Source organism: Hoyosella subflava DQS3-9A1 (assembly GCF_000214175.1).
Classification (GTDB): Bacteria; Actinomycetota; Actinomycetes; order Mycobacteriales; family Mycobacteriaceae; genus Hoyosella; species Hoyosella subflava.
Genome location: NC_015564.1, coordinates 535,287 through 557,474, shown reverse-complemented (window position 1 = coordinate 557,474; position 22,188 = coordinate 535,287). Strand labels below are relative to the sequence as shown.

At 62.4% G+C, this 22,188-nt stretch carries 17 protein-coding genes and 1 pseudogene; 7 read left to right on the top strand and 11 right to left on the bottom strand.

Going from position 1 to position 22,188, the window contains the following annotated elements:
- Window positions 1-3: 3 nt before the first annotated feature.
- Window positions 4-936 (top strand): DUF368 domain-containing protein, encoded by a 933-nt coding sequence (locus AS9A_RS02540; RefSeq protein WP_041450804.1) that lies wholly within the window; start codon window positions 4-6, stop codon window positions 934-936.
- Here the strand turns inward: AS9A_RS02540 and AS9A_RS02535 are convergent.
- Both AS9A_RS02535 and AS9A_RS02530 read right to left on the bottom strand, forming a co-directional pair.
- Window positions 923-2,416 carry an amidohydrolase family protein gene (locus AS9A_RS02535; RefSeq protein WP_202798184.1) on the bottom strand — a complete coding sequence of 498 codons (1,494 nt, stop codon included), beginning with the start codon at window positions 2,414-2,416 and terminating at the stop codon, window positions 923-925. The two genes, AS9A_RS02540 and AS9A_RS02535, sit on opposite strands and share 14 nt — an antisense overlap.
- A gap of 47 nt (window positions 2,417-2,463) precedes the next feature.
- Window positions 2,464-3,179, bottom strand: a pseudogene (locus tag AS9A_RS02530) (haloacid dehalogenase type II).
- Window positions 3,180-3,529: 350 nt separating this feature from the next.
- Here AS9A_RS02530 and AS9A_RS02525 point away from each other — a divergent pair.
- Window positions 3,530-3,862 carry a glutaredoxin family protein gene (locus tag AS9A_RS02525; RefSeq protein WP_237707866.1) on the top strand — a complete coding sequence of 111 codons (333 nt, stop codon included), beginning with the start codon at window positions 3,530-3,532 and terminating at the stop codon, window positions 3,860-3,862.
- A 12-nt stretch (window positions 3,863-3,874) separates the two neighbouring features.
- Here the strand turns inward: AS9A_RS02525 and AS9A_RS02520 are convergent, their stop codons facing one another.
- The 3 genes from AS9A_RS02520 to AS9A_RS02510 form a co-directional block, all read right to left on the bottom strand.
- Window positions 3,875-5,599, bottom strand: a complete 1,725-nt coding sequence (locus AS9A_RS02520; RefSeq protein WP_013805322.1) for an FAD-dependent oxidoreductase — start codon at window positions 5,597-5,599, stop codon at window positions 3,875-3,877.
- Between the two features lie 6 nt (window positions 5,600-5,605).
- Window positions 5,606-6,658 (bottom strand): AurF N-oxygenase family protein, encoded by a 1,053-nt coding sequence (locus AS9A_RS02515; RefSeq protein WP_041450803.1) that lies wholly within the window; start codon window positions 6,656-6,658, stop codon window positions 5,606-5,608.
- Between the two features lie 187 nt (window positions 6,659-6,845).
- Window positions 6,846-7,922 (bottom strand): AurF N-oxygenase family protein, encoded by a 1,077-nt coding sequence (locus AS9A_RS02510; RefSeq protein WP_013805319.1) that lies wholly within the window; start codon window positions 7,920-7,922, stop codon window positions 6,846-6,848.
- 312 nt (window positions 7,923-8,234) lie between these two features.
- Between AS9A_RS02510 and AS9A_RS02505 the strand changes: the two genes are divergently transcribed.
- The 4 genes from AS9A_RS02505 to AS9A_RS02490 all read left to right on the top strand — a co-directional run bounded on the left by AS9A_RS02505 (window position 8,235) and on the right by AS9A_RS02490 (window position 14,499).
- Window positions 8,235-11,309, top strand: a complete 3,075-nt coding sequence (locus tag AS9A_RS02505; RefSeq protein WP_013805318.1) for an MMPL/RND family transporter — start codon at window positions 8,235-8,237, stop codon at window positions 11,307-11,309.
- Between the two features lie 70 nt (window positions 11,310-11,379).
- On the top strand, window positions 11,380-11,976 hold the full coding sequence (locus AS9A_RS02500) for an IS607 family transposase (protein ID WP_041450802.1): 597 nt from the start codon (window positions 11,380-11,382) through the stop codon (window positions 11,974-11,976).
- Complete coding sequence (gene tnpB, locus AS9A_RS02495) at window positions 11,960-13,387, top strand: IS607 family element RNA-guided endonuclease TnpB (protein ID WP_013805316.1); 1,428 nt, start codon at window positions 11,960-11,962, stop codon at window positions 13,385-13,387. The genes AS9A_RS02500 and tnpB overlap by 17 nt, the downstream gene beginning before the upstream one ends.
- Window positions 13,387-14,499, top strand: coding sequence for a hypothetical protein (locus AS9A_RS02490; RefSeq protein WP_013805315.1), 1,113 nt, complete (start codon window positions 13,387-13,389; stop codon window positions 14,497-14,499). The genes tnpB and AS9A_RS02490 overlap by 1 nt, the downstream gene beginning before the upstream one ends.
- Here the strand turns inward: AS9A_RS02490 and AS9A_RS02485 are convergent.
- Window positions 14,462-15,379 (bottom strand): ribonuclease Z, encoded by a 918-nt coding sequence (locus tag AS9A_RS02485; RefSeq protein WP_013805314.1) that lies wholly within the window; start codon window positions 15,377-15,379, stop codon window positions 14,462-14,464. The two genes, AS9A_RS02490 and AS9A_RS02485, sit on opposite strands and share 38 nt — an antisense overlap.
- Before the next feature lie 12 nt (window positions 15,380-15,391).
- Window positions 15,392-16,681 (bottom strand): adenylosuccinate synthase, encoded by a 1,290-nt coding sequence (locus tag AS9A_RS02480; protein ID WP_013805313.1) that lies wholly within the window; start codon window positions 16,679-16,681, stop codon window positions 15,392-15,394.
- A gap of 126 nt (window positions 16,682-16,807) precedes the next feature.
- Between AS9A_RS02480 and AS9A_RS02475 the strand changes: the two genes are divergently transcribed.
- Window positions 16,808-17,464 carry a hypothetical protein gene (locus AS9A_RS02475; protein ID WP_013805312.1) on the top strand — a complete coding sequence of 219 codons (657 nt, stop codon included), beginning with the start codon at window positions 16,808-16,810 and terminating at the stop codon, window positions 17,462-17,464.
- Here the strand turns inward: AS9A_RS02475 and AS9A_RS02470 are convergent.
- The 4 genes from AS9A_RS02470 to AS9A_RS02455 all read right to left on the bottom strand — a co-directional run bounded on the left by AS9A_RS02470 (window position 17,454) and on the right by AS9A_RS02455 (window position 22,131).
- Entirely contained in the window at window positions 17,454-18,392 is a 939-nt protein-coding gene (locus tag AS9A_RS02470; protein WP_013805311.1) for a cation diffusion facilitator family transporter, read from the bottom strand. The two genes, AS9A_RS02475 and AS9A_RS02470, sit on opposite strands and share 11 nt — an antisense overlap.
- A 59-nt stretch (window positions 18,393-18,451) precedes the next feature.
- Window positions 18,452-19,669 (bottom strand): FUSC family protein, encoded by a 1,218-nt coding sequence (locus AS9A_RS02465; protein ID WP_407636561.1) that lies wholly within the window; start codon window positions 19,667-19,669, stop codon window positions 18,452-18,454.
- Complete coding sequence (locus tag AS9A_RS02460; protein ID WP_013805309.1) at window positions 19,632-20,048, bottom strand: DUF3151 domain-containing protein; 417 nt, start codon at window positions 20,046-20,048, stop codon at window positions 19,632-19,634. The genes AS9A_RS02465 and AS9A_RS02460 overlap by 38 nt, the downstream gene beginning before the upstream one ends.
- Window positions 20,049-20,142: 94 nt before the next feature.
- Window positions 20,143-22,131: a CocE/NonD family hydrolase gene (locus AS9A_RS02455; RefSeq protein ID WP_013805308.1), complete on the bottom strand. Its 1,989-nt coding sequence runs from the start codon at window positions 22,129-22,131 to the stop codon at window positions 20,143-20,145.
- Between the last annotated feature and the right edge of the window lie 57 nt (window positions 22,132-22,188).

Genomic DNA, 22,188 nt, shown 5'->3' with positions numbered 1-22,188 from the left:
GCCATGTCAAACGGTACGGGCACCCACCTGTTGAATGTGGCACGCGGCGGCCTGATGGGCACCGCCGAGGTGATCCCCGGTGTCAGCGGTGGCACCGTCGCACTGATCACCGGGATTTATGACCGGCTCATCACCTCAGCCGGACATGCCGTCAGCGGCATCCGCATCGCGGCAACCGATCTGCCCCGCGGCCAGGGCACCCAGCGTTCCCTCGTGGAGTTTCGGCGCGTGCACTGGCAGCTCGTCATCGGCGTGCTCATCGGTATGGCCGTCATGCTGGTGGTCGCCGCGAAGATCGTCGCGCCGCTCGTTGAGGAGTACCCACAACGGTCGTTCGCATTGTTCTTCGGTTTGGTGCTCGCATCTCTGTGGGTACCGTTCACTGGATCCGGCCGCGCGTGGACAGCGCTGAACTACCTGGTAGCCCTCGCCGCCGCCGCTGCCGCGTTCTTCCTCACCGGCTTGCCCCCCACGGAGATTTCCGACCCTAACCCGCTTCTGATCATCGGGGCCGCTGCTGTTGCTATCTGCGCGCTGGTCCTGCCCGGTGTATCGGGTTCCTTCATGCTTCTGGCATTCGGCATGTACACCGTGACGATCAACGCGGTGAATGACCGCGACTTCGGCTATTTGGCACTATTCGCCCTGGGGGCAGTCCTCGGCCTATCCCTGTTCGTCAAGCTTCTGCAGTGGCTGCTCGAGCACTACCATCACCTGACACTTGTGGTCATGACGGGCCTGCTCCTCGGCTCGCTGCGCGCACTGTGGCCGTGGCAGCCGTGGGAGGAAGAGCGCCGCGAACTCCTCGCACCCAGCGGCGATCTGGCGGTCACGTTCGGGCTAATAGGCTTGGGGATGGCCGTCGTGATCGGGATCCTGGTCGTGGCGCACCGCCACGCGGCACGCGAGCATGAGCCGGGAGCTATCGTTCAGTAGCGGCTTCCCACATGCGCAAATAGGCCTCCGCGCCGCGCGACATGTCGGCCACGAATTGCGGACCGTCGGAGCCAGCATCAAGCCTGAGCGCCTCGAGCCAGTCCGGCACGAGGCCTTCATGGACCAGACCGTCCTCATTGAAGTCCCAGGTTCGCTCGCCCCAGATCTGGCGGTCGATTAGAGCGTTACCGTCAAATGAGCGAAAGGGATAGTTGATCTCAGCACTCTGACCCGCGCGCGGCAAACCCGAATTCAGGCCGTTCGCGTCAAGCCCATAGCCGAACGCGAACGTGTCCGGGTCAGGAGCGGCCGCCCGCGCAGCCCGCCAGTAGTCGAGAAATTGGTTCGATTCCCGGGAGATCCCGGTGACGAGGCCGCCGAGCTGCAGCAGGCGGGGACTCAGTGCGCCGTCCATCCAGTTGTGCGACGAAATAGCGCCGGCGTAGCTTTCAGCTTCCAGTATCGACAGCGCGTGATCTGCGGCTTTGACACTCATGTGGTCGAGTTCAACGATCATGCCGCGCTCCATCATGGCGTAAATCGTGTGCACACCCAGGCCGGTGAGGCCCCGGCGATTACAGTGCGGCGCCTGGGCCAGTTCGTCAAAGCCCAGTGCCGTGTTGTCCTGGTACGGACCTTGACACGTCTCCGCGTGCCAGAACTCCCCTGTCGTCAGTGCATTGCCTGCGTTGACCGCGACGCCGGTGAGACCTTCATCGAATCGGACACCGCAGAGCGCGTTGTCGAACTTGTGGCAGAGGAACATCGAGCGGACGCCCAGGTCGTGCAGTTCGGCTAGCCCCTGGTCGATCGTTTCTTCAGCGCATTGCGGCGCAGAGTTCAGCATCGAACATCCGAAGGGTTCACTGATCTCCACTCCGAGAACGACAGCCATCTTGCCCTGCGCGATCACCTCGCGCGCTTCCGCTGGACTGCCGACGATGCGATACCAGCCTTGCCCCTCGCCATACTCGACATCGAGAAAGGCTTCGAAAGCCCGTGACTCCGCTATCTGCGCGCGGACGCTGGCCATTTCGTCGCATGTGCTCTGCCGGAGCGGGTAGACCTCGCACAGCGCCCGGTTGGACACCATGTGGTCGACGAAGACGCGCACACCAGAGCGCCACAGGCGTTCCACTCCTTTGTAGTAACTCTGGCTGTGTGTGGGCCACTCGTGCCCCGGCCAATCGTCGAATGTCGGCCACCCGCGCGGCGGTGCTGGCTCCTCCCCCTCCATCAGTGACTCGAACCAGGCGGTTAATGCCAGCGGGTGCGTGTCACAGTCAGCGAGCGCGGCGGCGATCCCCTCTTGATCGAACGTTTTGCCGCAGAAAGGGCCTTCACCGAAACCCTTGTATGACCAGAGGTGATCGTGCGCCTGCAGCAGGCCTTTCACGGGCGCGTCGACGCGGTTGTCCGGGAAGGCGAACCCCTCCACATTGACCTCTAGAGGTGGCTGTGCCGCTCCAGAAGCTGACACGCCCACGAGGAGCGCACAGGTGCTAACAAGCGCCGTAGCAGTCCGTCTCAGCACTTCAGCTGATCCGCAAGGTCGAGGAAATCCTTCGCGTTGATATCAAACTCCGCCTCGAACGCGGTGTCCGCTGTGACCGTCGGTCCATACTCTTCGGGCCGGGCGATGAACGCAGTCTGGAAGCCAAGCGCTCCCGCTGCTCTGATGTCATACTTGTGCGACGCGACCATCATGATCTCCTTGGGCGGGAGGCCAAGGTACCGCGCCGCAGCCAGGTAGATCTGCGGATTCGGTTTGAAAGTCCCGAACATTTCCGCCGCGAAGATCGTGGTCCACGGAATGTTGCCGTTGCGGGATATGCGCAACACTGCGGAGACATCGGCGATAGCGTCGCCGTGACAAACCTAGTGTTCAGACGCTGAACGCCAGCCACCACGTCGGGCCAGGGTTCGAGCTGCTGCCAGGCGTCCGCGAGGGTCTCGCACTCATCGTCGCTGAACACCGTGATGCCGTCCGCCATCAGGAGTTCGTCGAGCGCAGTGCGGTAAACGGCGTGGACACTGACCCAGTCGTCATGCGACTGCTGAATGTCGTCGACAGCCTCGAAGTACATCGCGCGCCACCGGTTGACGAAGTCACCCCAGTCCGTGCCGGGGCACCTATTGGCGCTTACTGCCTGCAGTGCGCGGAGCACAGGCCGGTAGAAATCGGTAGCGGTGCCCTGGACGTCGAACAGAAGCGCTTTCACCGCTCTAGCCTTACGACCCACGATCCATCTGCGCAAGTCAAGAAGACACGGCGTTCTGGCCTGGATCTGTTGACTTCCACCGATGGATTTCGGTGAGGTGACAGGCTGCTTGCGTGGTCAGCGCGTTACACCAGGTCATGTCAACAATCGGTTATTAAATCGATTCGGCTGAGAGAGTTCAAGAGAGTCGTGAGCCAATTCTGTGGATTATTGAAGAATCGTTATCCAGACGTTGTGTAAGTGCCCGCCGACAGTTAAAACTGAACAAAGCACGCACGGTTTTGTTGTCGGTTACTACAAACGGCGGCGTGTCACAGAAGGATCAGGAGCGGATGCGCGCAACAATGACACTGGCGCAACTGTGAATGACAGTGAACCTCCGAAGTCAGGCGAAGCGTATGCATGTCGGCGTCTACACATCACCAGGCTCCCTTGCCTGCCACAGAACCAAGAAGGCTCTCGACAGGTACGGCGTGCACTACGAGCTCTATGACGTCACCCGTGACGCTCATGCAGCCCGCCTGGTGCAGTCGCTCGGCTACGACGAGCTGCCTGTCGTGTATGTCCGTGACACGCTCGCGGAGCCCGAGCACTGGAGTGGGTACCAGCCCGGAAGCATCGATGAACTTGCCCGCTTCGCCGCCGATACGGCGATTTTCGCACCCGCCGACGAAGCGGTCCGCGGTATCCCAGTCGCACAGTAGTAAAGTCAGCTTTTACTTTCGGCCCAGGTGCAGTACCCGGTTCAGTCCGTGACGCGGGGGTTCCTGTGCTGAGGCAATCAAATCCTCGAGCTTGGTCAGCTTTCTCCGTACGGAACCTTGTGCGGCACCGACTTGGAGTTCCGTCTGATCGATTCGCTGCCAGCCGACGCTGTCGATGACGTTGGGCTGGCGCGACCGAACCAGTTTCCCGATCTCCCTGACCTTGGGGTGCGGCTCTGGCAGCTTGCCCGCGTTGAAGTCCGCCACAAGGTTGTCCACGGTTTCTTTGGCACACGACTTGTTGGTGCCAATGAAGCCCGATGGCCCTCGCTTGATCCAGCCGCACACATACGCACCCGGGAGCTGTGATCCGCCTGCGCGGTTCAGCACCCGGCCGGCCTCGTTCGGGATCACTGCACGGTCGTAGTCGAATGGCATCCCCGCGAGTGGTTTGCCCCGGTAGCCGACTGACCGAAGAACCAGGCCCGCGTCAATCACCTCAGCGTTTGCTGTCGGCTGCGGACGAACCTTGCCGTCGTCACCCGTCACAAGTTTGTTGTGGACGACGCTGACTCCGGTGACGTGGGTATCGCCGAGGATTCCGGTGGGTGATGCGAGGTAGCGGAAGACGATACGGCGCTCACTTCCGCCGCCCGGAATCCGCAGTGCGATCTCCTCAGCCAGCTCAATTTTCCGTTCGATCTGCGGGTCGAGCGCGCCCTCACTGCGCAGCTGAACTGTCTGCTCGTCCAGGACGAGTTCGTCCTTGTCGATGACAAACTCGGCTTTGTGTTTGCGGATGAGTCCGTGAAACTCGGGCAGCGTATACGCCGCTTGGGCCGCACCGCGCCGTCCGAGTAGGACGACTTCGCGAATTCTGCTCTCACGCAGCGCTTCGAGCGCATGTCTAGAGATATCCGTCTGCGCAAGTTCATCAGGGTCGGCAGTGAGGATCCGTGCGACGTCCAGCGCCACGTTGCCGTTGCCCACGATGACGGCGCGTTCATGGCTCAGGTCGAAGTTCCGGTCGGCGTAATCGGGATGGCCGTTGTACCAGGCAACGAATTCAGTAGCGGCTACGCTGCCCTCGAGTTCCTCGCCAGGGATGTTGAGGTGGCGGTCGCCGGATGCGCCGTACGCATAGACGACGGCGTCATGGTGCGCCGCCAGTTCCTCCGGTGTGATGTCCTTGCCTACCTCAACGCCGAGGTAGAACTCGAAGTTGTCCTGGGCAGCAATCATCCCGAACAGCCCTGTCACCTTCTTGGTGGACTGGTGGTCCGGTGCCACGCCATAACGGACGAGGCCGTGCGGGGTGGGTAGCTTCTCGAACACGTTGACTTGGACGCCGCGCTGCTTGAGGAGCTCATCCGCGACGTACAGCGCCGCTGGGCCAGATCCGACAACAGCTACGCGCAGCTTCGCGGTCTGATCAGCGATGACCTCAGAAACGGGAATGAGTGCGAGGGGCGTCCGTGGGCGCGGCTCACGATAAAAGTCGGCGTTGATCTGTGCATACTCGGCGTAGCTGTTGGACAGCTTGGTGTGTGGCACGATCGCGTCGACGGGGCACGCTTCGGCGCAAGCCCCGCAGTCCACACACGCCTCGGGGTCGATGTAGAGCATCTCAGCCTGAAGAAAGTCGGGCGCGTCAGGCGTGGGATGGATGCAGTTGACCGGGCAGGCGAAGACACACGACGCGTCACTGCAACAGGATTGGGTGACGACGTGGGGCATGAGGTATCACGCCGCCCGAGTCAGGTTCGCGACGATCGTCTGGTCTGCTGTGGGCTCGCTGCGGAAGCGGGATTCGCGGCCGCCGATCCCGCAGAGCTTCCAGGCAAGCTTGCCGACCGGAGTCATTAGGCCAGAGTGGCGTGCGAGCGCACGCACGTCACCAAAGATATTGCGGAGCGTTTCCTTGGACTCGTCGGTGTCCCAGTACAGTTCCTTGAGGACCGACTTCGGGATGTCGAACTTCTCGCCGAACTCCTTCGGCGGAATGATGATGATGTCGCACATCCAGCGCATGGTCACCGGGAATAGCACGGACAGCAGGTGCCGCTTCACGAGGTTTGCCTGGGGAACGTTGCGCTCGAGGTACTTGTGCGCGAAGGAAATGTGACGTGCTTCTTCGGCCACGTGGATCTGCATCACCCGCTCGAGCATGGGGTGGATCTCACCCCCGGCGCGAAGGATGCTCTTCTGCAGGTGGTCGATAGGCTCCTCGCCACCGAGAACGAAGGTGAAGAACCACTCGGGGTAGAACTTCACGGCAATCTCAGCGAATGGTACGAGCTTGCGAAGCAGCCCTGTCATCCCCGGGACGTCTGCACCGATCCGGTTGACGCCTTCCTGAAACATCTGGGTGTGGTTGCACTCTTCTGCAGCCTCATGGGTGAGGTACCGGAACTCAGGGTTACCGTTATCGAGGTTCCATACGTACTGCATGATGCCGCGGATCAGGACGTTCTCGAAGTGCATACCCACGCGCATGATGTTGGCCTGGCGCCACATGCCGATTTCGATCTGCTTGTCCTCTGGCTGCGCCAGGTACCACGGGTGCCGGCCTAGCGGGTCAGCCTTCGGGAGAATCCACCGACGGTCTGTGGGGTCAACGCGAAACTCAGGCGAGTCCCAGTCAATGTCCTCATAAGGGTCGAAGTGCTTGCGCACCGAACCTTCGGACAGGGTCTGCAGAGCATCGGTGTACTCGTCGTTTATTGCCGGAGCTTCTTCGCTTCCGGCAGCAGAGTCTCGACCGGTCTTCACAGCGTCATCAATGGAAAGCGTCATTGCTACCCCTCGCGGTGTCTTGGTCACATTGTCCCACATTGAACTTGCCTCAAAGCTATGCGGACAACAGAATCATGTCAACGTCCATTGGCACAATCAAGGTTGGTGCAAATCGGAAGACCCCCTCCCGACCTCGCAGCCAGCTGAATCTGCACCCAATCGGTGTGCCGAGGATCACTCCGACGACTCACGCGCTCTGGCTCAGCCGCGCGATCCGTACCTGCTCGGCTGTGGGCTCGCTGCGGTAACGCGAGATCGGACCGTCAATCGCAAGGAGTTTCCACAACCGCCGGGCAATCGGGTTCATCAGCCCGGTATCCCAAGCCAGGGCCCGAACATCCGCGAAAATGTTCTGGAGCGTCTCCCGCGATTCAGGGCTCTTCCAGTACAGCTCACGTATCACCGAGCGCGGAATGCCGAACGTCTTGCGGAACTCCGCCGGCGGCACCGCGATCATGTCCCCCATGATCCGGAAGGTCAGAGGCGTCAGCAGCGAGAGCGCGAATCGGCCAACAGTGCCCATGCCAGTTACATGCCGACGCAAGTACTCGTGCGCGAACGAAATATGGCGTGACTCTTCGGCGATATGGATCTGCATGATCCGCTCAAGAAGTGGGTGGACCTGCCCGCCGGAACGCAGCACGGTTTTCTGCAAGTGGTCGATCGGTTCTTCGCCGCCGATGATCATCGTAAAGAACCACGTAGGGAAGAATCGCACCGCCGGCCAGATCGCCAGGGTGAGCTTGCGGTCGACGGGACCCATGCCGGGCACGTCAACACCAGCGCGGTTCACAAGTTCCTGAAACATCAGAGTGTGGTTGCACTCTTCAGCGGCTTCGTGCGTGATGTAGCGGAACTCCGGATCACCGTTCTTCAGGGAGAACATGTACTGCATCAGGCCCCGGATCAGCAGTTGCTCGAAGTGGAGACCGACCCGGCACATGTTGGCCTGGCGCCAGATCCCAATGGCGATCTGCTTCTCCTCTGACTGGGCGAGGTACCAAGGATGCCGGCCAAGCGGATCTGCCGGAGGCAATATCCAGCGCTTGTCGGCTGGATCGATCTGAAAGTCCGGCGACTCCCAGTCGATGTCGAGATATGGATCGAAACGCCGATGGACCGACCCGTCCGACAGTGTCCGAAGGACCTGCCCATAACTGGCGTTGGTGTCGCCGGAAAACTCGTCAGCGTTGGCCGGAGCGTCGTCGCGCCGCACCTCGGAGTTCCGGACCGACGTCACAGCGTGAACATTGGAGTGCGCCATTGCAACCCCTCACAAGTGGTGTTCGTCACAGGTTTCTGTTGACGGTTTGAACATATTCGACTGGCTCAATCTTGTCAACGCGTATTGGCACAATTGTTATTGACGGCCATTTTGCCTGGTCAGAGACACCAGCATGAGATGCGTCACATCGTGCAGTGACTGTGAGGCTCGACCGAATGGGCGATCGTCCGGCGACTTTTCGACATACCTTGAATATGCTGTCTCACATACTATGCCGCCCAGCATATTCAGGGTGCGCTGCCTGGCGGGAGTCTTCCGGTCCCGTCGCCATTTCCACAGCCAGGAGACACCATGGTCAGCACCGTCAGCTCTGCATTCAGTCGCTTGGGCGCGGCAGCAGCGAAATACGCGTGGTGGGTCGCAGGTTTCTGGGTTGTCGCGCTGGTGACACTGAATGTTTTGTTCCCGCAACTCGAGAAGGTCATCGCCGAGAACTCGGCGGCCTTTATTCCAGAGAACAACCAGGCGAGCATCGCCATCACCGAGATGTCGCGCGACTTCGGCAACCCCGATTCATCAGCCGTCGGCTTCTTCGTCATGGCGAACGAGAACGGCTTCGGAGATGCCGACCGCGAATATTACAACGAGCTGACGCAGCGCCTTGTCGACTCCCGCGACCACGTCGCCTACATCCTTGACCTCCAGACCACACCCGAAGCACGCGAGCTCACCACCAGCGCCGACGGCAACGCAGTCACCCTGATGACCGTTCTCCACGGCGACAACGGCACCACTGAGGCCACGCGGGCGACCAATGCCGTGCGCGACATCGCCGCGTCAATCGACAAGCCGGACGGACTCGAGGTGAAGTTCAGCGGACCTGTCGCAACGACGTCCGACCAGCTTGAGGCAATCGAACACGCCATGCTGATAATCACGGGCGTCAGCGTGATCCTGATCAGCGCCGCGCTCCTCTTCGCATACCGGCGCGTCATGTCAGTAGCATTTGCGTTGTTCATCCTGGGATTCGGACTCGGTCTCGCACGCCCGTTGGTGGGGATCCTCGGGCAGGCCGGAATTCTCGAGATGTCGATGTTCACGGCTGCGCTAATGACAGCAATGGTCATCGGCGCCGGCACCGACTACGCCGTATTCATCATTGGCAGATTCCACGAATCGCGACGGAACGGGCGGTCAATGCTCGAGTCAATCGCCGATTCCATCGGAGGAATCGCGACGGTCATCATCGCATCGGGCCTCACCATCGCCGCGGCCTGCATGGCGATGCTCTTCACTGAGGTAGGAATCTTCCGCACCGCTGGCCCCCCAATTGCCGTCGGCATCCTCATATCGCTGTTCGTCTCGCTGACACTCGGCCCCGCGCTGCTCGCAATCCTGGGCCGCCGCGGTGGCGCCGACCCGCTGATGAACAGCGGACGCAAAGCAGAACGCCGCTGGCGCCGGGCCGGCGCCCGCGTGGTTCGTCGCCCGCTGGCAGCCTTCTTCCTCTCTATTGCGGTGATTTCCCCGCTCGTCGCGGTCGCGTTCACGCACGAACCGAATTTCGATGAGTTCAGCGCACAGCCAGCGGACTCGGAAAGCAATCAGGGCTATCACCTCGCGAACAACCACTTCCCGCAAAATGAACTGCTCCCCGATTATGTGATCGTCCGAAGCGACCACGATATGCGCACCAGCGCCGACCTCGCAGCCCTCGAGCTCATCGCGCAATCCGTCTCGCAAGTCGAAGGCGTCACCGTTTTACGATCGATAACGCGGCCCGACGGAACGCCGCTCCCCGAAGCATCACTCGGCTACCAGGCTGGTGTTGTCGCTGATGGCTTGGGAGAGGCGACTGACCGGATCGCTGCCTCCCAGCCAGACCTGCTCCGACTCGCGGCGGGCACAACAGAACTCGCCGAAGGTGCGGAAACTGCTCGCCAACGGATTCCCGAACTCGTCACCGGCACCGATGAGGTGACTGGGCTCGCGAACGAGATCCTTACCACTGTTGACCTCCTCGAGGTCACCGTCGACGAAGCATCTGGCGGGGAAATGGACCTCGGTGCGGCGGTCTCGGAGATTCACACCACAGCGCAGGCCCTCAGCGAGGTCGCGGCGCTCCTTGCCGCGAACGCAACCACCATCAAAGCCTCATCTGACATGCTCAACAACGTTTTCGGTCCCGCAATAAGGGGTGAGTGCGGCGACCTGCAATGCTCAGCGTTACGCGCGGCACTCCGGAGCGCGGACGACGTAACGGGCGGCGACGCCTCCCGCGCGCTGCGCACCGCAATCGAGGGCGGACAAAGCCTCGACGAGACCACAGCCAGAATCACTGCGCTGTCTGCGCGCATGCATCAAATCGCAGACCAGCTCGAGTCCTCCCTGGGCACCCTCGCCGCGCAAGGCTCAACCGCCGCCGCACGTGAGCGGCTCGCGGAACTCACAGCCGGAGTCCGGGAACTTGCCGACGGAGTAGAACAACTAGCTGATGGGGCCCGTGAGATCGCGGACGGCACTCAGCAGATCCCCGAACTTCTCAATGAGCTCGCAGAAGGCCTGCAGTTCGCGGCGGGGCATCTCGGCGGGATGCGTAACAACGCACTCAACGGACCCGGCTCCGGGTTCTACCTGCCCGACTTCGCATTCGACGAACCCCGATTTGTCACCGCCAGCCAGTTCTTCCTGTCTCCCGACGGTAAAACCGCGCGCATGATCGCGGTGTCAGAAGGCGATGTTCTCACCCGGGAATCGTTCGCCCGGATCGACGCGATGCGGGCGGCGGCACGGGCCGCGACCGAGAACACCGTGCTGGAGAACGCAGAAATCACGTCGACGGGCTTCGCAGCCGTCTACAAAGATCTCGAAGGCGAGATCAACAGCGACTTCAGGCTTGTCGCAATCATCGCTCTCACGGCCGTCACGCTCATCCTTATCGCCATGCTGCGCAGCATCGTCGCACCGCTCGTCATCATGGTGTGGGCGGTAGTCTCCTACATCGCCACCATCGGCATCGGTGTCGTCGTCTGGCAGCACCTCCTCGGAATGCCCCTGCACTGGTCGGTGGTCCCGATCTCCTTCGTCGTGCTCGTGGGTGTCGGCGCCGATTACAGCATGCTCGTCATCACTCGGATCCGGGAGGAGTCAGCTAGAACCCTGCGCGGCGTCCGATCCCCCGACGGCGGGCTCCGGATTGGCGTCATTCGAGCGCTCGGCTCAACAGGAGGAGTGATCACCATCGCGGGGATCGTGTTCGCGATGACGATGTTCGCTCTCATGTCCAGCGGCCTGTATGTCCTGGCGCAGCTCGGTTTCGTGGTGGGCATCGGATTGCTACTCGACATTCTCATTGTCCGCACCGTTCTCGTGCCGGCATCGCTGCTTCTCCTGGGGAAGGCGTCATGGTGGCCTGCGAAGAGCTAGCGTGCCTAGGGTTGTGAACTGTTCGGTGATGTGTGAGCAAACGTGATCGAATGCGTGTTTTACTTGGCGTGTGAAGTTGGCCGAGTGGGCACGTACACAGGGCGTGCATCCGCAGACTGCGTATAGGTGGTTCCGGGAAGACCGGATGCCTGTGCCCGCTCGCCGTCTGGACTCGGGCACGATCTGGGTTGATGTGGCCAAGGTTTCGCCTGCCGGACGGGTCGTGGTGTACGCGCGGGTCTCGTCGCATGACCAGCGCGCCGACCTGGACCGGCAGGTAGCGCGACTGACTCAGTGGGCTACCGCGAACGGGCATGTGGTGGGTGAGGTGGTGACCGAGGTCGGGTCCGGGCTGAACGGCAAGCGCCCGAAGATCCGCCGGGTTTTGTCCGACCCCTCTGCCAGTGTGGTCGTTGTGGAGCACCGTGACCGCCTCGCCCGGTTCGGCGTAGAGCACCTGGAGGCGGCCCTGTCAGCGCAGGGCCGCCGCATCGTGGTGACCGGCGAGGGCGAAACCGACGACGATCTAGTCCGGGACATGATCGAGGTGCTCACGTCGATGTGCGCCAGGCTGTACGGGCGTCGAGGCGCACACAACCGGGCGATGCGGGCCGTCACCGCGACCAAGCACTCCGACACCGGGTGGCCTGATGGCCGCCAAGTTTGAGGTTCCACAGGGGTGGGTGTTGCAGGCTTACCAGTACGCGCTCGACCCGACTGGCCCACAAACCAGCATGTTGGAGTCACACGCTGGCGGGGCGAGGTTCGCGTACAACACGATGCTGCGGGCGGTGAAAGCGAACCTCGGCCAGCGTGAGGCAGAGAAGTCGTACGGGATTGCCTCCGCTGATCTCACCCCGAGCATGTCGTGGTCGTTCCAGTCGCTGCGCAATGGCTTCAACCGCCTCAAGCACCAGGTGGCGGTGCGTGAGGACGGCACACCGTGGTGGGAAGAGAACTCGAAAGAGGCGTACGCCAACGCGTGTAAGAACCTCGCTGCGGCGTTGAAGAATTGGGACGAGTCTCGCAGAGGCACACGCAAAGGCCAACGTGTCGGGTTCCCGTCGTTCAAGTCCAAGCGTTCTGCCAGGAAATTTGCGTTCACCACCGGCACCATCCGAGCCGAGGCTAACCGCCATCACGTCACGCTGCCGAAGCTCGGCACTATGCGGGTGCACGAGTCCACTCGAAAGCTCGCACGCCGCCTCGAAGCAGGCACTGCCCGGATTCTCAAGGCGACGGTGCGGTTCGAGCGTGGCCATTGGCTGGTGAGCTTCACCTGCGTGGTCGCACGCGCAGCGCAAAGACCCGCTCACGTCAAACGCCTCGCGCCCGTGGTGGGTGTTGATCTCGGGGTGAAAGACCTGGTCGTCGCGGCCACACCCGACGGCCGGGAAGTTCTGCGTGTGCAGGCTCGGAAAGAGTTCAAGCGCGCGTCGCGCAAGCTGCGGGCTTTGCAACGCAAAGCGGCCCGCCAAGCAGGTCCGTGGGACGCAGTGACCGAGTCGCGGCGGGAACCGTCGAATGCATGGCTGCGAACACAACAGGTCATCGCGAAGCAGCAGGTGCGGGTGGCGAACCAGCGCCGGGACCGTCTGCATAAGCTCACTACCCTGTTGGCGCAGTCGTTCGATGTGATTGGCACCGAGACGCTTGCGGTGAAGAACATGATGGCCTCGGGCGGTGCCCGCAAGAAAGGCTTGAATCGTTCGATTGCCGATGCCGGACTGGGTGAGTTCTCCCGCCAGCTCGACTACAAAACCACCTGGTACCGCTCGAAGCGCGTGCAGGCCGATAGGTGGTATCCAAGTTCGAAGACGTGTTCTGGTTGCGGTTCAGTGAAAGCCAAGCTGGCCCTGTCAGAACGTGTTTATGTCTGCGACAACGCAGAGTGTGGCCTGGTGATCGATCGTGATCTCAACGCCGCGATCAATCTCGCGCGACTAGCGCGGGCGGAGCAGAGTGCCTGCTTCGATAGTGGTGGAGCCGACCGTAAGTCGACCGCTCCGGCGGCGCTGGTGGCTGTGAAACCTGAATCCAGCAATGGAAGCGCCTCACCCAAAAGTGAGGCTGCCTAATGGACGAGCACACTCACGTTTTCGCACCAGAAGGCAACGGTGAATACGAGAAAGGAGATCGTTTGCCCTCAGACAGGAGAATGCGTTTAGGCATCATTGCCGACCCAGGTCTGGCAGCACAACTAGTTCAGAGTGTAGCGACGCAACTTCCGACCAAGTTGCGGGAGCAAATCCCTGAAAACGGCGACTACGACACGGAAGTTGTGGTCCGCTCACTCCCGCTCAACGACGACGGCGTTCTCGACGTCAGCGCATCGGCGGCAGACATCTCGCGTGAGCACGACTGGGATCTGACTGTCGTGGTGACTGAGCTGCCACGCCGCGACGGCACACAGCCGCTGGTGGTCGACGCCCAGCCTGGACTTCGCACCGCGATAGTGTCCCTGCCGGCGCTCGGAGTCGTGCGGCTCCGCGCCCGTGTCGTCGCTGCGATCGCCCGCGCGGTATCCGAGTTGCGTGCTTCCGGTGAGCCCTCCGAGGACACTCAGGTCTTCCGCACCTCGTCGGGGATGCTGGGCCGCACCCGTCTCTTGATCGGCATGATCCGCATCAACCGTCCGTGGCGCCTCGTTCCGAGTTTGTCGAGCGCTATGGCAGCGGCTGCGGCTACCGCCGCATTCGGAATCTTCTACTCCAGCATCTGGCAAATGGCTGCCTCGCTGAGTCCACTGCGCCTGTCATTGATCAGTGTCATGTCGATCGCGGCGATGGTGACGTGGCTTGTCGCCTACAACCGGCTCTGGGATCCCCCGTCGCGCTACCACGACAAGGATCAAGCGCTCCTCTACAACGTGGCGGGTATCAGCTCCATCCTGGTGGGCGTGACCCTCATGTACATCTCCTTGTACGCGGCGACGGTCGTCGCCGCGTTCACGGTGATCTCCTGGGAATTCCTTGGCTCGATGCTCGGGCGGCCCGCAGAATTCACGGACTACCTGGTGCTTTCCTGGCTCTCCGCATCGATGGGCACCATCGCGGGTGCACTCGGTTCCAGTGCTGAGGACGACGACGACATCAAACGCGCCACCTTCGGCAACCGTGAACGGGAACGCCGCAGTGCGCGCTCAGGTAACGCTAACGCGCCGGAAAACCGATCCGGTCAAGGTCGTTAGCGATGACGATGTCACCGCTGAACTCCTCGGCTGCTTCGGCAGCAAAACGCTCAAATCCTTGAGCTGTGTAGCGTTCCGAGAAGTGCGTCAGCACGAGTTTCCGGACGCCAGCCTCGGCAGCGATACGCGCGGCCTGCCGGGCCGTCAGGTGACGGTACTTTGCCGCCAGGGCAGATTCCGATGACAGATACGTTGCTTCGATTAAGAGCATGTCGACGCCCTTGGCGAGAGCGGCCGCACCTGCGCACACGCCGGTATCCATGACGATGGCGAAGGAGCGCCCGCGCTCACGGTAGCTGTAGTCGGCGAGCGCAAGTACTTCACCGGCGGACGTAACGAGAGTGCCCTTGGCTTTGAGTTCACCCACGCTAGGGCCTGCGACCCCTCTCGCTGCGAGCGCGTCCGCGCGCATGTGCGTCTTCACCGGCTCCTCGATGCGATAGCCATACACCGGGATGCTGTGGCGCAGCGGCAGCGCGGTGATCGGTGGATCGCCGAACGGCGCGGGACTCGGGCCTTCGAGCGGCCGCGCTTTAATCACATCGGTCGGCTGAAACTCGCTGGCACGGCGGAGCCGCTGGAAGTACTCCTCGCCCGCAGCGGGATAAGCGACCTCCACGGGATGAGGCACACCGTCGCGGGCGATCCGCTGAATCACGCCGGGCAGTCCCAGGCAGTGGTCGCCGTGGAAGTGCGTGATACACACCTGCGTGAGGTTGTGCGCGGACAGTCCAGCACGTGACATTTGCTGCTGCGTGCCCTCACCCGGGTCAAACAAGTAGCCCTGTGCGCCCCATCGGACAAAGTAGCCGTTGTGGTTGCGCTGCCGCGTCGGTACCGCGCTTGCGGTACCGAGTACGATCAGCTCGAGCGCGGACACTCGGTGTGCTGACTAGCCGAGAATGTCGCGCCGGACGATGGTCTGGTCACGACCGGGACCAACGCCGATGCACGAAATTCGTGCTCCCGAAAGTTCCTCCAGCCGCAGCACGTAATCCTGTGCATTCTTCGGCAGATCTTCGAAGGAACGGGCGTGCGAAATATCCTCCCACCAGCCCGGCATTTCCTCGAATATCGGTTTCGCATGGTGGATGCCGGTCTGTGTCATCGGCATCTCATCGCAGCGCTCACCGTCTACGTGGTACCCGACGCAAATAGGCACGGTATCGAGGCCGGAGAGGACGTCCAGCTTGGTCAGGAAGTAGTCGGTGATGCCGTTGACGCGCGTCGCGTAACGTGCGATCACCGCGTCAAACCAGCCGCAGCGGCGCGCCCGGCCGGTGGTGACACCGACTTCGCCGCCATGTTTAGCCAGGTATTCACCGAACTCGTCGAATAACTCGGATGGGAATGGGCCGGACCCAACGCGAGTGGTGTACGCCTTAAGAATGCCCAGCACTGTCGTGATTCGCGTCGGGCCCACGCCGGAGCCGACTGCCGCGCCACCTGCCGTGGGGTTGGATGACGTGACGAACGGATACGTACCGTGGTCGACATCGAGCATGGTGCCCTGCGACCCCTCAAGCAACACAATTTCGTCGCGGGTAAGGGCCTGATCAAGCAGGAGCCGCGTATCCGCGATTCGATGCTTGAAGCCTTCGGCTTGCTCAAGCACGTCGTCGACCACCTGGTCAGGGTCAAGCGCGCGGCGGTTGTAGATCTTCGTGAGGATCTGGTTCTTCACTTCCAGGGCTGCCTCGACCTTACGGCGCAAGATGCTCTCGTCGAGTACATCCTGGGCCCTCACGCCGACACGGGCGATCTTGTCCTGGTAGCAGGGACCGATCCCGCGGCCAGTGGTGCCGATCTTACGGTTGCCGAGGAATCGCTCGGTGACCTTGTCGATCGCCACGTGGTACGGCATCAGCAGGTGCGCGTCCGCCGAGATCAACAGCCGTGATGTGTCAACGCCACGCTTGTCCAGCCCTGACAGCTCTTCGAGCAGCACGGCCGGATCCACAACCACTCCGTTGCCAATCACATTGGTGACACCAGGGGTCAGGATTCCGGAAGGGATGAGGTGCAGAGCGAAGTGGTCACCGTTCGGTAGAACGACGGTGTGACCTGCGTTGTTACCCCCTTGATAGCGGACGACCCATTGGACTCGTCCACCGAGAAGATCCGTCGCTTTGCCCTTGCCTTCGTCGCCCCACTGGGCGCCGATGAGGACGATTGCCGGCATTCCCTCACTCCTGTTGTTAGCATCCTGGCTGCGCTTGAGGCTAGCTCACTCCTGCCGCTGCCCAGCTAGGCATTAAGGTCGGTATTCGCACACAACCAGACGTCAACCTTATCCCAGGAGTGCGTGTTGACCACCGTTGTCCTCGCATGCGGCGAGACACCAATCCCTCGGCAGCTTTCGGCTCTGCATGTTCATGCGCTCGACACCGTACCAGGACGTGGCGATCTCGACCCACTGATCGCCACGGCCGAGAGAATCGTTGTCGTCGGAGAGGACGCAGCGCTGGCTGCTGTAGTCACCCGGCTGATGCGCCGCGAACGGCTCGAGGCCGAGGTCGCATACGTCACCCCGAAGAAAACGGCGGCCACCGCGGGGTACTCGCTGCCCACTGGTGACCGTGCCGCACGCCTCGCAGTCGCGGGCGACGCGACAGAGGTGCCCCTCATCCGGGATGACACGGGAGTCGCCGTAGTGGGGCGCGCAGTTGTTGCTGGTCCGCCTGGTGGTGAACTGTTCGGCGAAGCGTACGTCGATGACGAGCGCTTGTTCCTGGGCCCCGTGGGCGGTATCGAAATCCGGCCGACAGTCGAGCTTCCCGGCTTGCGCGCGTCAGTGATCCGGGGTCGCCTGGTCCCGCGCAGATGGCTTTCTGGCCGCGCGATCCAGCTCGGCGCGCATGGACTCACACTGACCCGCGATGGCATCCCGCACGCGCGCACTGTCAAGCGTTCGACCTTCTACCGGCACACCGAGCCGCTGCGCCTGGTGCGGGCTACCATGTGACGGTCTCCTCGCAGTGCTCTTTTTCGCCTGGAGAGTCGATCTGCACCGTCGCGTGTTCGAGGCCGTAGCTGCTGAGAAGGCTTTTCGCTGAGCGGAGCACCGCTTGGTTGTCAGCACGCGTCGTCAGGTGCACGGTAACTACGTCCATGCCCGTCGTCAGCGTCCAGACGTGCAAGTCGTGAACGTTTTCGACACCTGGAATCGCCCGGAGGTCGGCTTCAAGCGCGGGGACATCGACCGTCGCGGGTGAGGCCTGTGTCAGGATCCGTAGCGCGGTGCGCGCGAGTGCGACAGCGCGTGGCACGATCCAGATCGAAATGAGCACGCCGACGACGACATCGGCGTACACCCACCCGAACGCGAGGGTGAGCACGCCGGCGACGAGCACGCCAACACTGCTCACTGCATCTGCGAGCACCTCCATGTAGGCGCCCTTCATCGCGATGCTCTCTTTTGATCCGCTGCGCAGCAGATACAGCACCACGACATTCGCAGCCAGACCGGCGAGGGCGACCAGGATCAACGGCACACCGGGCACGTCTGGCGCGGCGCCGATGCGTCCAATCGCTTCAATGAAGATGTATACCGCGATGCCGATGAGCAGCACCGCGTTCGCTATCGCGGTCAGTACCTCGGCGCGATGCCAGCCGAAGGTCCGCTCGGGTTTGCTACTGCCGCGATGCGCAAGGGTCAGCGCCGCTAGGCCCATCAGAAGTGCGACGACATCGGTGAGCATATGGCCCGCGTCGGCAATGAGCGCGAGCGAGTTAATCATGAGGCCGACGGTGAGTTCGAGGACGAGGAAAACGCTCAGGATCGCTAGCCCAATGAGCATGCGCTTGATCCGTGCACGCGTGGGCTTCTCACCGGGTGTTACGCCCCCCATCCCGTGACCGTGTCCGTGTCCGTGTCCGTGTCCGGAACCCATACCGCCTCCTTCGGTCGCCTCGCATCCGACCCAAGTATGCACACATGCGCATGAGTTAATCAATCTTTGTGGTCTGGATCCCATTCTGAATCGGGCTCAACCGCAGGGTGCGGGACCGTGGGCGGCAACGTCGCGAGCGCGGAGATGCGGCTCATCCCGCACACCTGGAACAGGTCAACGATGACCGAGCGTGCTTGCGCGAGAACGACGCCTGAGGAGAGGCCACCACCCGCCACGATTTCGTGCCTCGCCTGGCGCGCCACTGTACGCAACCGCCGTGCGGCTTCCGCCTCGTCGGGCGGCTGCCCCGGATCAGCAATCACCATTCGACGGACCACCGCAGTGGCCTCGCCGAGGTCGCGCACCAGCGCGACAACTTTCGGATTTAGCTTCTCACCGTCTTTGACAAGTGTCAGCGCCCGCCTCGTGAGCACGCGGATATTGCGCAGCGCAGCGTCGATCGGGTCGGCGGTCTCCGCGATACGGCGGTGACGTTCTCGCGCTCCCCAGTAGATCGGCGCTAACCGGCTGATATCCCGGCCCGCCTTCAGATCACCACGTAACTGATCAATCCCTGGTTGCGTAGCCCGCGCCTCGCGCAGGGCCTTCTCCAGCACGGCAGCGTCGGACTGCTCCAGTCCTTCTGCCGCTTGGCGTAGCACGTCCCGTGCCACCCATAGCAGCGCCCCAGCATCACGCCGGGCCCGGCGCACCGGGTGGGTGGGCACCAGAGCGACAACAAGAATGCCCACCGCCCCGCCCACCAGAGCATCGGCCATGCGGCTGAATCCCAAACCGTCTTCTGGGGGCAGCAGCGTAGCGACCAGGACGCCAGACGTCGCCGCCTGCATCGTGATGATCGGACCACCGTCCACAAAAACCGCGACAGCCATCGCCATAGCGACCACCAGCGCGATCTGCCACGGTCCTGTCCCTATCCACATCACAAGCAGATCGCCGACCCCAATGCCAACGACCACCCCCGCAAGAAGTTCGAACACGCGACGCACACGTGTCGCGAGCGTCAGCCCCAGCGAGACCACCGCAGCGATAGGCGCGAAGAACGGCTCCGGGTTGCCGACCAGTTCCTTCGCCACCCACCATGCGAGCCCAGCTGCTATCGCGCACTGCAGAATAGGGACCGCGGAGAGCACCAGCCGCCGGACCGGGTCCTTCAGCGGTTGCGGGAGCCGTGCCGCGACTGTTGTCGCGGCACGCCGGATGATCTGGTCAGCGTCTCTAACCGAGACCAAGTTGTTCTGCCGCCTGCGAGTCACAATCCTCTAGCAAATCGAGGCACCGCGCGTACTCATCGTTCTCCCCGATCGCCTTTGCCGCGTGCGCGAGGGCACCGACTGCACGCAGAAAACCCTGGTTGCCCTCATGATTCCAGGGCACGGGACCGAATCCCTTCCACCCATGGCGGCGAAGCTGATCGAGGCCACGGTGGTAACCGGTGCGCGCGAACGCGTACGCGGTGACATTCTCGCCAGCGTCAAGGGCGCGCTCAGCAAGAGCGGCCCACGCGATTGAGGCTGTCGGATGGTCGGCTGCCACCTGCTCCGGGTCAGCCTTGTTCAGCAGCTGCGACTCCGCTTCCTCGTCGCCGGGAAGGTAAACGGGCTGGGGGCCGAGAAGATCACCAAATGAACTCATGGCTCACATGCTATGCCGGGCTGAAGGAGTTTGGTTTCGCCCACCTCTCAGCGACAGATTTGGGGTTGTCGCGCGGAGGTGGGCGAACCGAAACTCAGTTGGCGGTGAACAGCAGCCAGCTCGGTGCCGCGGGATCGATTTCGATGTGCTGGGGCGCGAGACCAGTCGCAACCAGATCAGGAATCAGCGGTATGTAACGAACGATGCTGGACGCGGAGACGCTCACCCTGAGCCGGTGCCCGGCCTTGAGCAGGGCGTCCGTGTGCCGCAGATCGATATCCAGCACCGTCGGTTCCCCCGGCGTCACGGGCAGCACTGATTCCCGCGTCAGCGGATGGACCGCGTCGATGTAATCCCCATCCGGCGTTGTCTGGCTGCGCGCGGCATCAATCGCCCGGCGCGAAGCCAGGAGGCCACCGCTGGTCACCGTGGTTGACGTGCCGTCGGGAGCTACGTCAGACACAGTGACGTGCCAGAACCCCTCAGGCATGTCGTGGCGCGTTACCAGCCGTAGATTCATCGGACCCGAGATCTGCGTGGCTTCCGCAATAGGTGCCGTCGTGAACGTAACGGCGTCCCGTTCCGCAGTTCGGCCGTCACGCGTGCATTGCGACCCGAATATCGCAAAGAGACCAGCGGTGCCTTGCGCTGCGTCACGCGAACAGACGTTCTCGATACCGGGCGCGACACTCAGCCGGGCGGGCGCGCCCGGCTGGTCATTCAGCGAGCCGTCGTGCACGGCGTGCGCAGCTGTGCCGCTCGGCGCCGCGTCAAGGTAGAGCTTGCGGTACTCCGACCCTGGCCGCGGAATACTGGACGACACTGTCCATCCGCTACCCATCTGATCCGACACAATGGGCCCGTAGTTCTCGATGCCGTTCGGTACCCCTCGAACCCAACGGTCGAACCACGCGCGTTCCAGCACGTCGAGCCGTGGAGGCTGACCTGGCCCGCCCATGCGCCAGCCCGGATTGACGTGGTAGTTCTCCCCCATGACCAGCTTCTTCTCCGTCACTGGAAGTTGCAGCCGGTCATAGATCCGGACCTGACCACGGGCGAAGATGTCCTGATAGGCGCCGAATACAAAGGTCGGAACATCGATACGCTCAATCTGCGGATTGAGACCCCAGAAGAATGGCCCGTCGTGAGCAGCAACTCCCTCAGCGAAGAAGGCCCCCTCAACAAACTCCTCACCCATGACGAACGGCTCGGCCATCCGATCAGCCAGCCACGCGGGATCAAACTCACCGGTCAGCAGCGCATCAAGGGAGGGCAGGAACTTCAGCGTGTTCACAAGGGTGAGCCACAGCGGCATGAAGCCGATACCTCCGGCTCCGCCTGTCATCACGATGTCGTGGGCGAGGTCCTCTGCTGGCTCGACCGCGAACACTGCTTTCAGTGACGGTGGCCTGTGCGACGCAGCCTGCAGGCTATTGATCGCAGAGTAGGAAATTCCGGCCATCGCCGCTGAGCCGTCCGACCACGCTTGGTTGCTGATCCAGTCCAGAATCTCGACACTGTCCTGCTGCTCGCGTGCCTGCAAGACGTCCCACACGCCCTGGGAGTAGCCCGTCCCTCGGACGTCCACCACAACCTGCGTGTATCCGTTCTGGATGAGGTCACGGTTGACTCCGAGCAGTCGGGGCCCACCGCCGAGGAGCACCTTCGCGATCTCCTCGACCCCATCAAACGGTGTTCCTGTGAGGTTGGCGTCACGCACAACCGTCTGCAAGAGCGGACCCAGTTCGGGATGCTCCGTGATCGCGTCGACCAGGGTGTTCACAAGCCGCGTATACGGCGTCAGGTTGAGCACCACTGGAAGCGGCTCGCGCACTGGCTGCCCAGCGGCGTCAGCAGGCCGGTAGATCGTGGCGCGCAGAGTCACGCCGTCGCTCATGATGATCGGAACGTCTTCTTCCACCGCGATTGACGGATACTGGGGCGCCGAGTCGACAGCCTGACTCCATCGCTCCCCGACGGTGCCCCCATCGGGTGGAAGGTTTTGCTGAGCGTTCGCGGGCGCGATCGGAATCAACAATGCTGCTGTGAGCAACAGGCCCGCAGTCTTCAGGAAACGCCCCAACGCTCCGCCTTACTTCTGGGCCCAGATCGGCCGGGCCATCTCTCAAGTGGATCACAA

What these genes read in the sequence shown, in the direction of transcription:
- AS9A_RS02515 (WP_041450803.1), bottom strand. Translation starts at nt 6,658, where the DNA reads ATGACGCTTTCCATTGATGACGCTGTGAAGACCGGTCGAGACTCTGCT.
- AS9A_RS02505 (WP_013805318.1), top strand. Translation starts at nt 8,235, where the DNA reads ATGGTCAGCACCGTCAGCTCTGCATTCAGTCGCTTGGGCGCGGCAGCA.
- AS9A_RS02460 (WP_013805309.1), bottom strand. Translation starts at nt 20,048, where the DNA reads ATGAGTTCATTTGGTGATCTTCTCGGCCCCCAGCCCGTTTACCTTCCC.
- AS9A_RS02480 (WP_013805313.1), bottom strand. Translation starts at nt 16,681, where the DNA reads ATGCCGGCAATCGTCCTCATCGGCGCCCAGTGGGGCGACGAAGGCAAG.
- AS9A_RS02520 (WP_013805322.1), bottom strand. Translation starts at nt 5,599, where the DNA reads ATGCCCCACGTCGTCACCCAATCCTGTTGCAGTGACGCGTCGTGTGTC.
- tnpB (WP_013805316.1), top strand. Translation starts at nt 11,960, where the DNA reads ATGGCCGCCAAGTTTGAGGTTCCACAGGGGTGGGTGTTGCAGGCTTAC.
- AS9A_RS02490 (WP_013805315.1), top strand. Translation starts at nt 13,387, where the DNA reads ATGGACGAGCACACTCACGTTTTCGCACCAGAAGGCAACGGTGAATAC.
- AS9A_RS02470 (WP_013805311.1), bottom strand. Translation starts at nt 18,392, where the DNA reads ATGGGTTCCGGACACGGACACGGACACGGACACGGTCACGGGATGGGG.
- AS9A_RS02510 (WP_013805319.1), bottom strand. Translation starts at nt 7,922, where the DNA reads ATGGCGCACTCCAATGTTCACGCTGTGACGTCGGTCCGGAACTCCGAG.
- AS9A_RS02540 (WP_041450804.1), top strand. Translation starts at nt 4, where the DNA reads ATGTCAAACGGTACGGGCACCCACCTGTTGAATGTGGCACGCGGCGGC.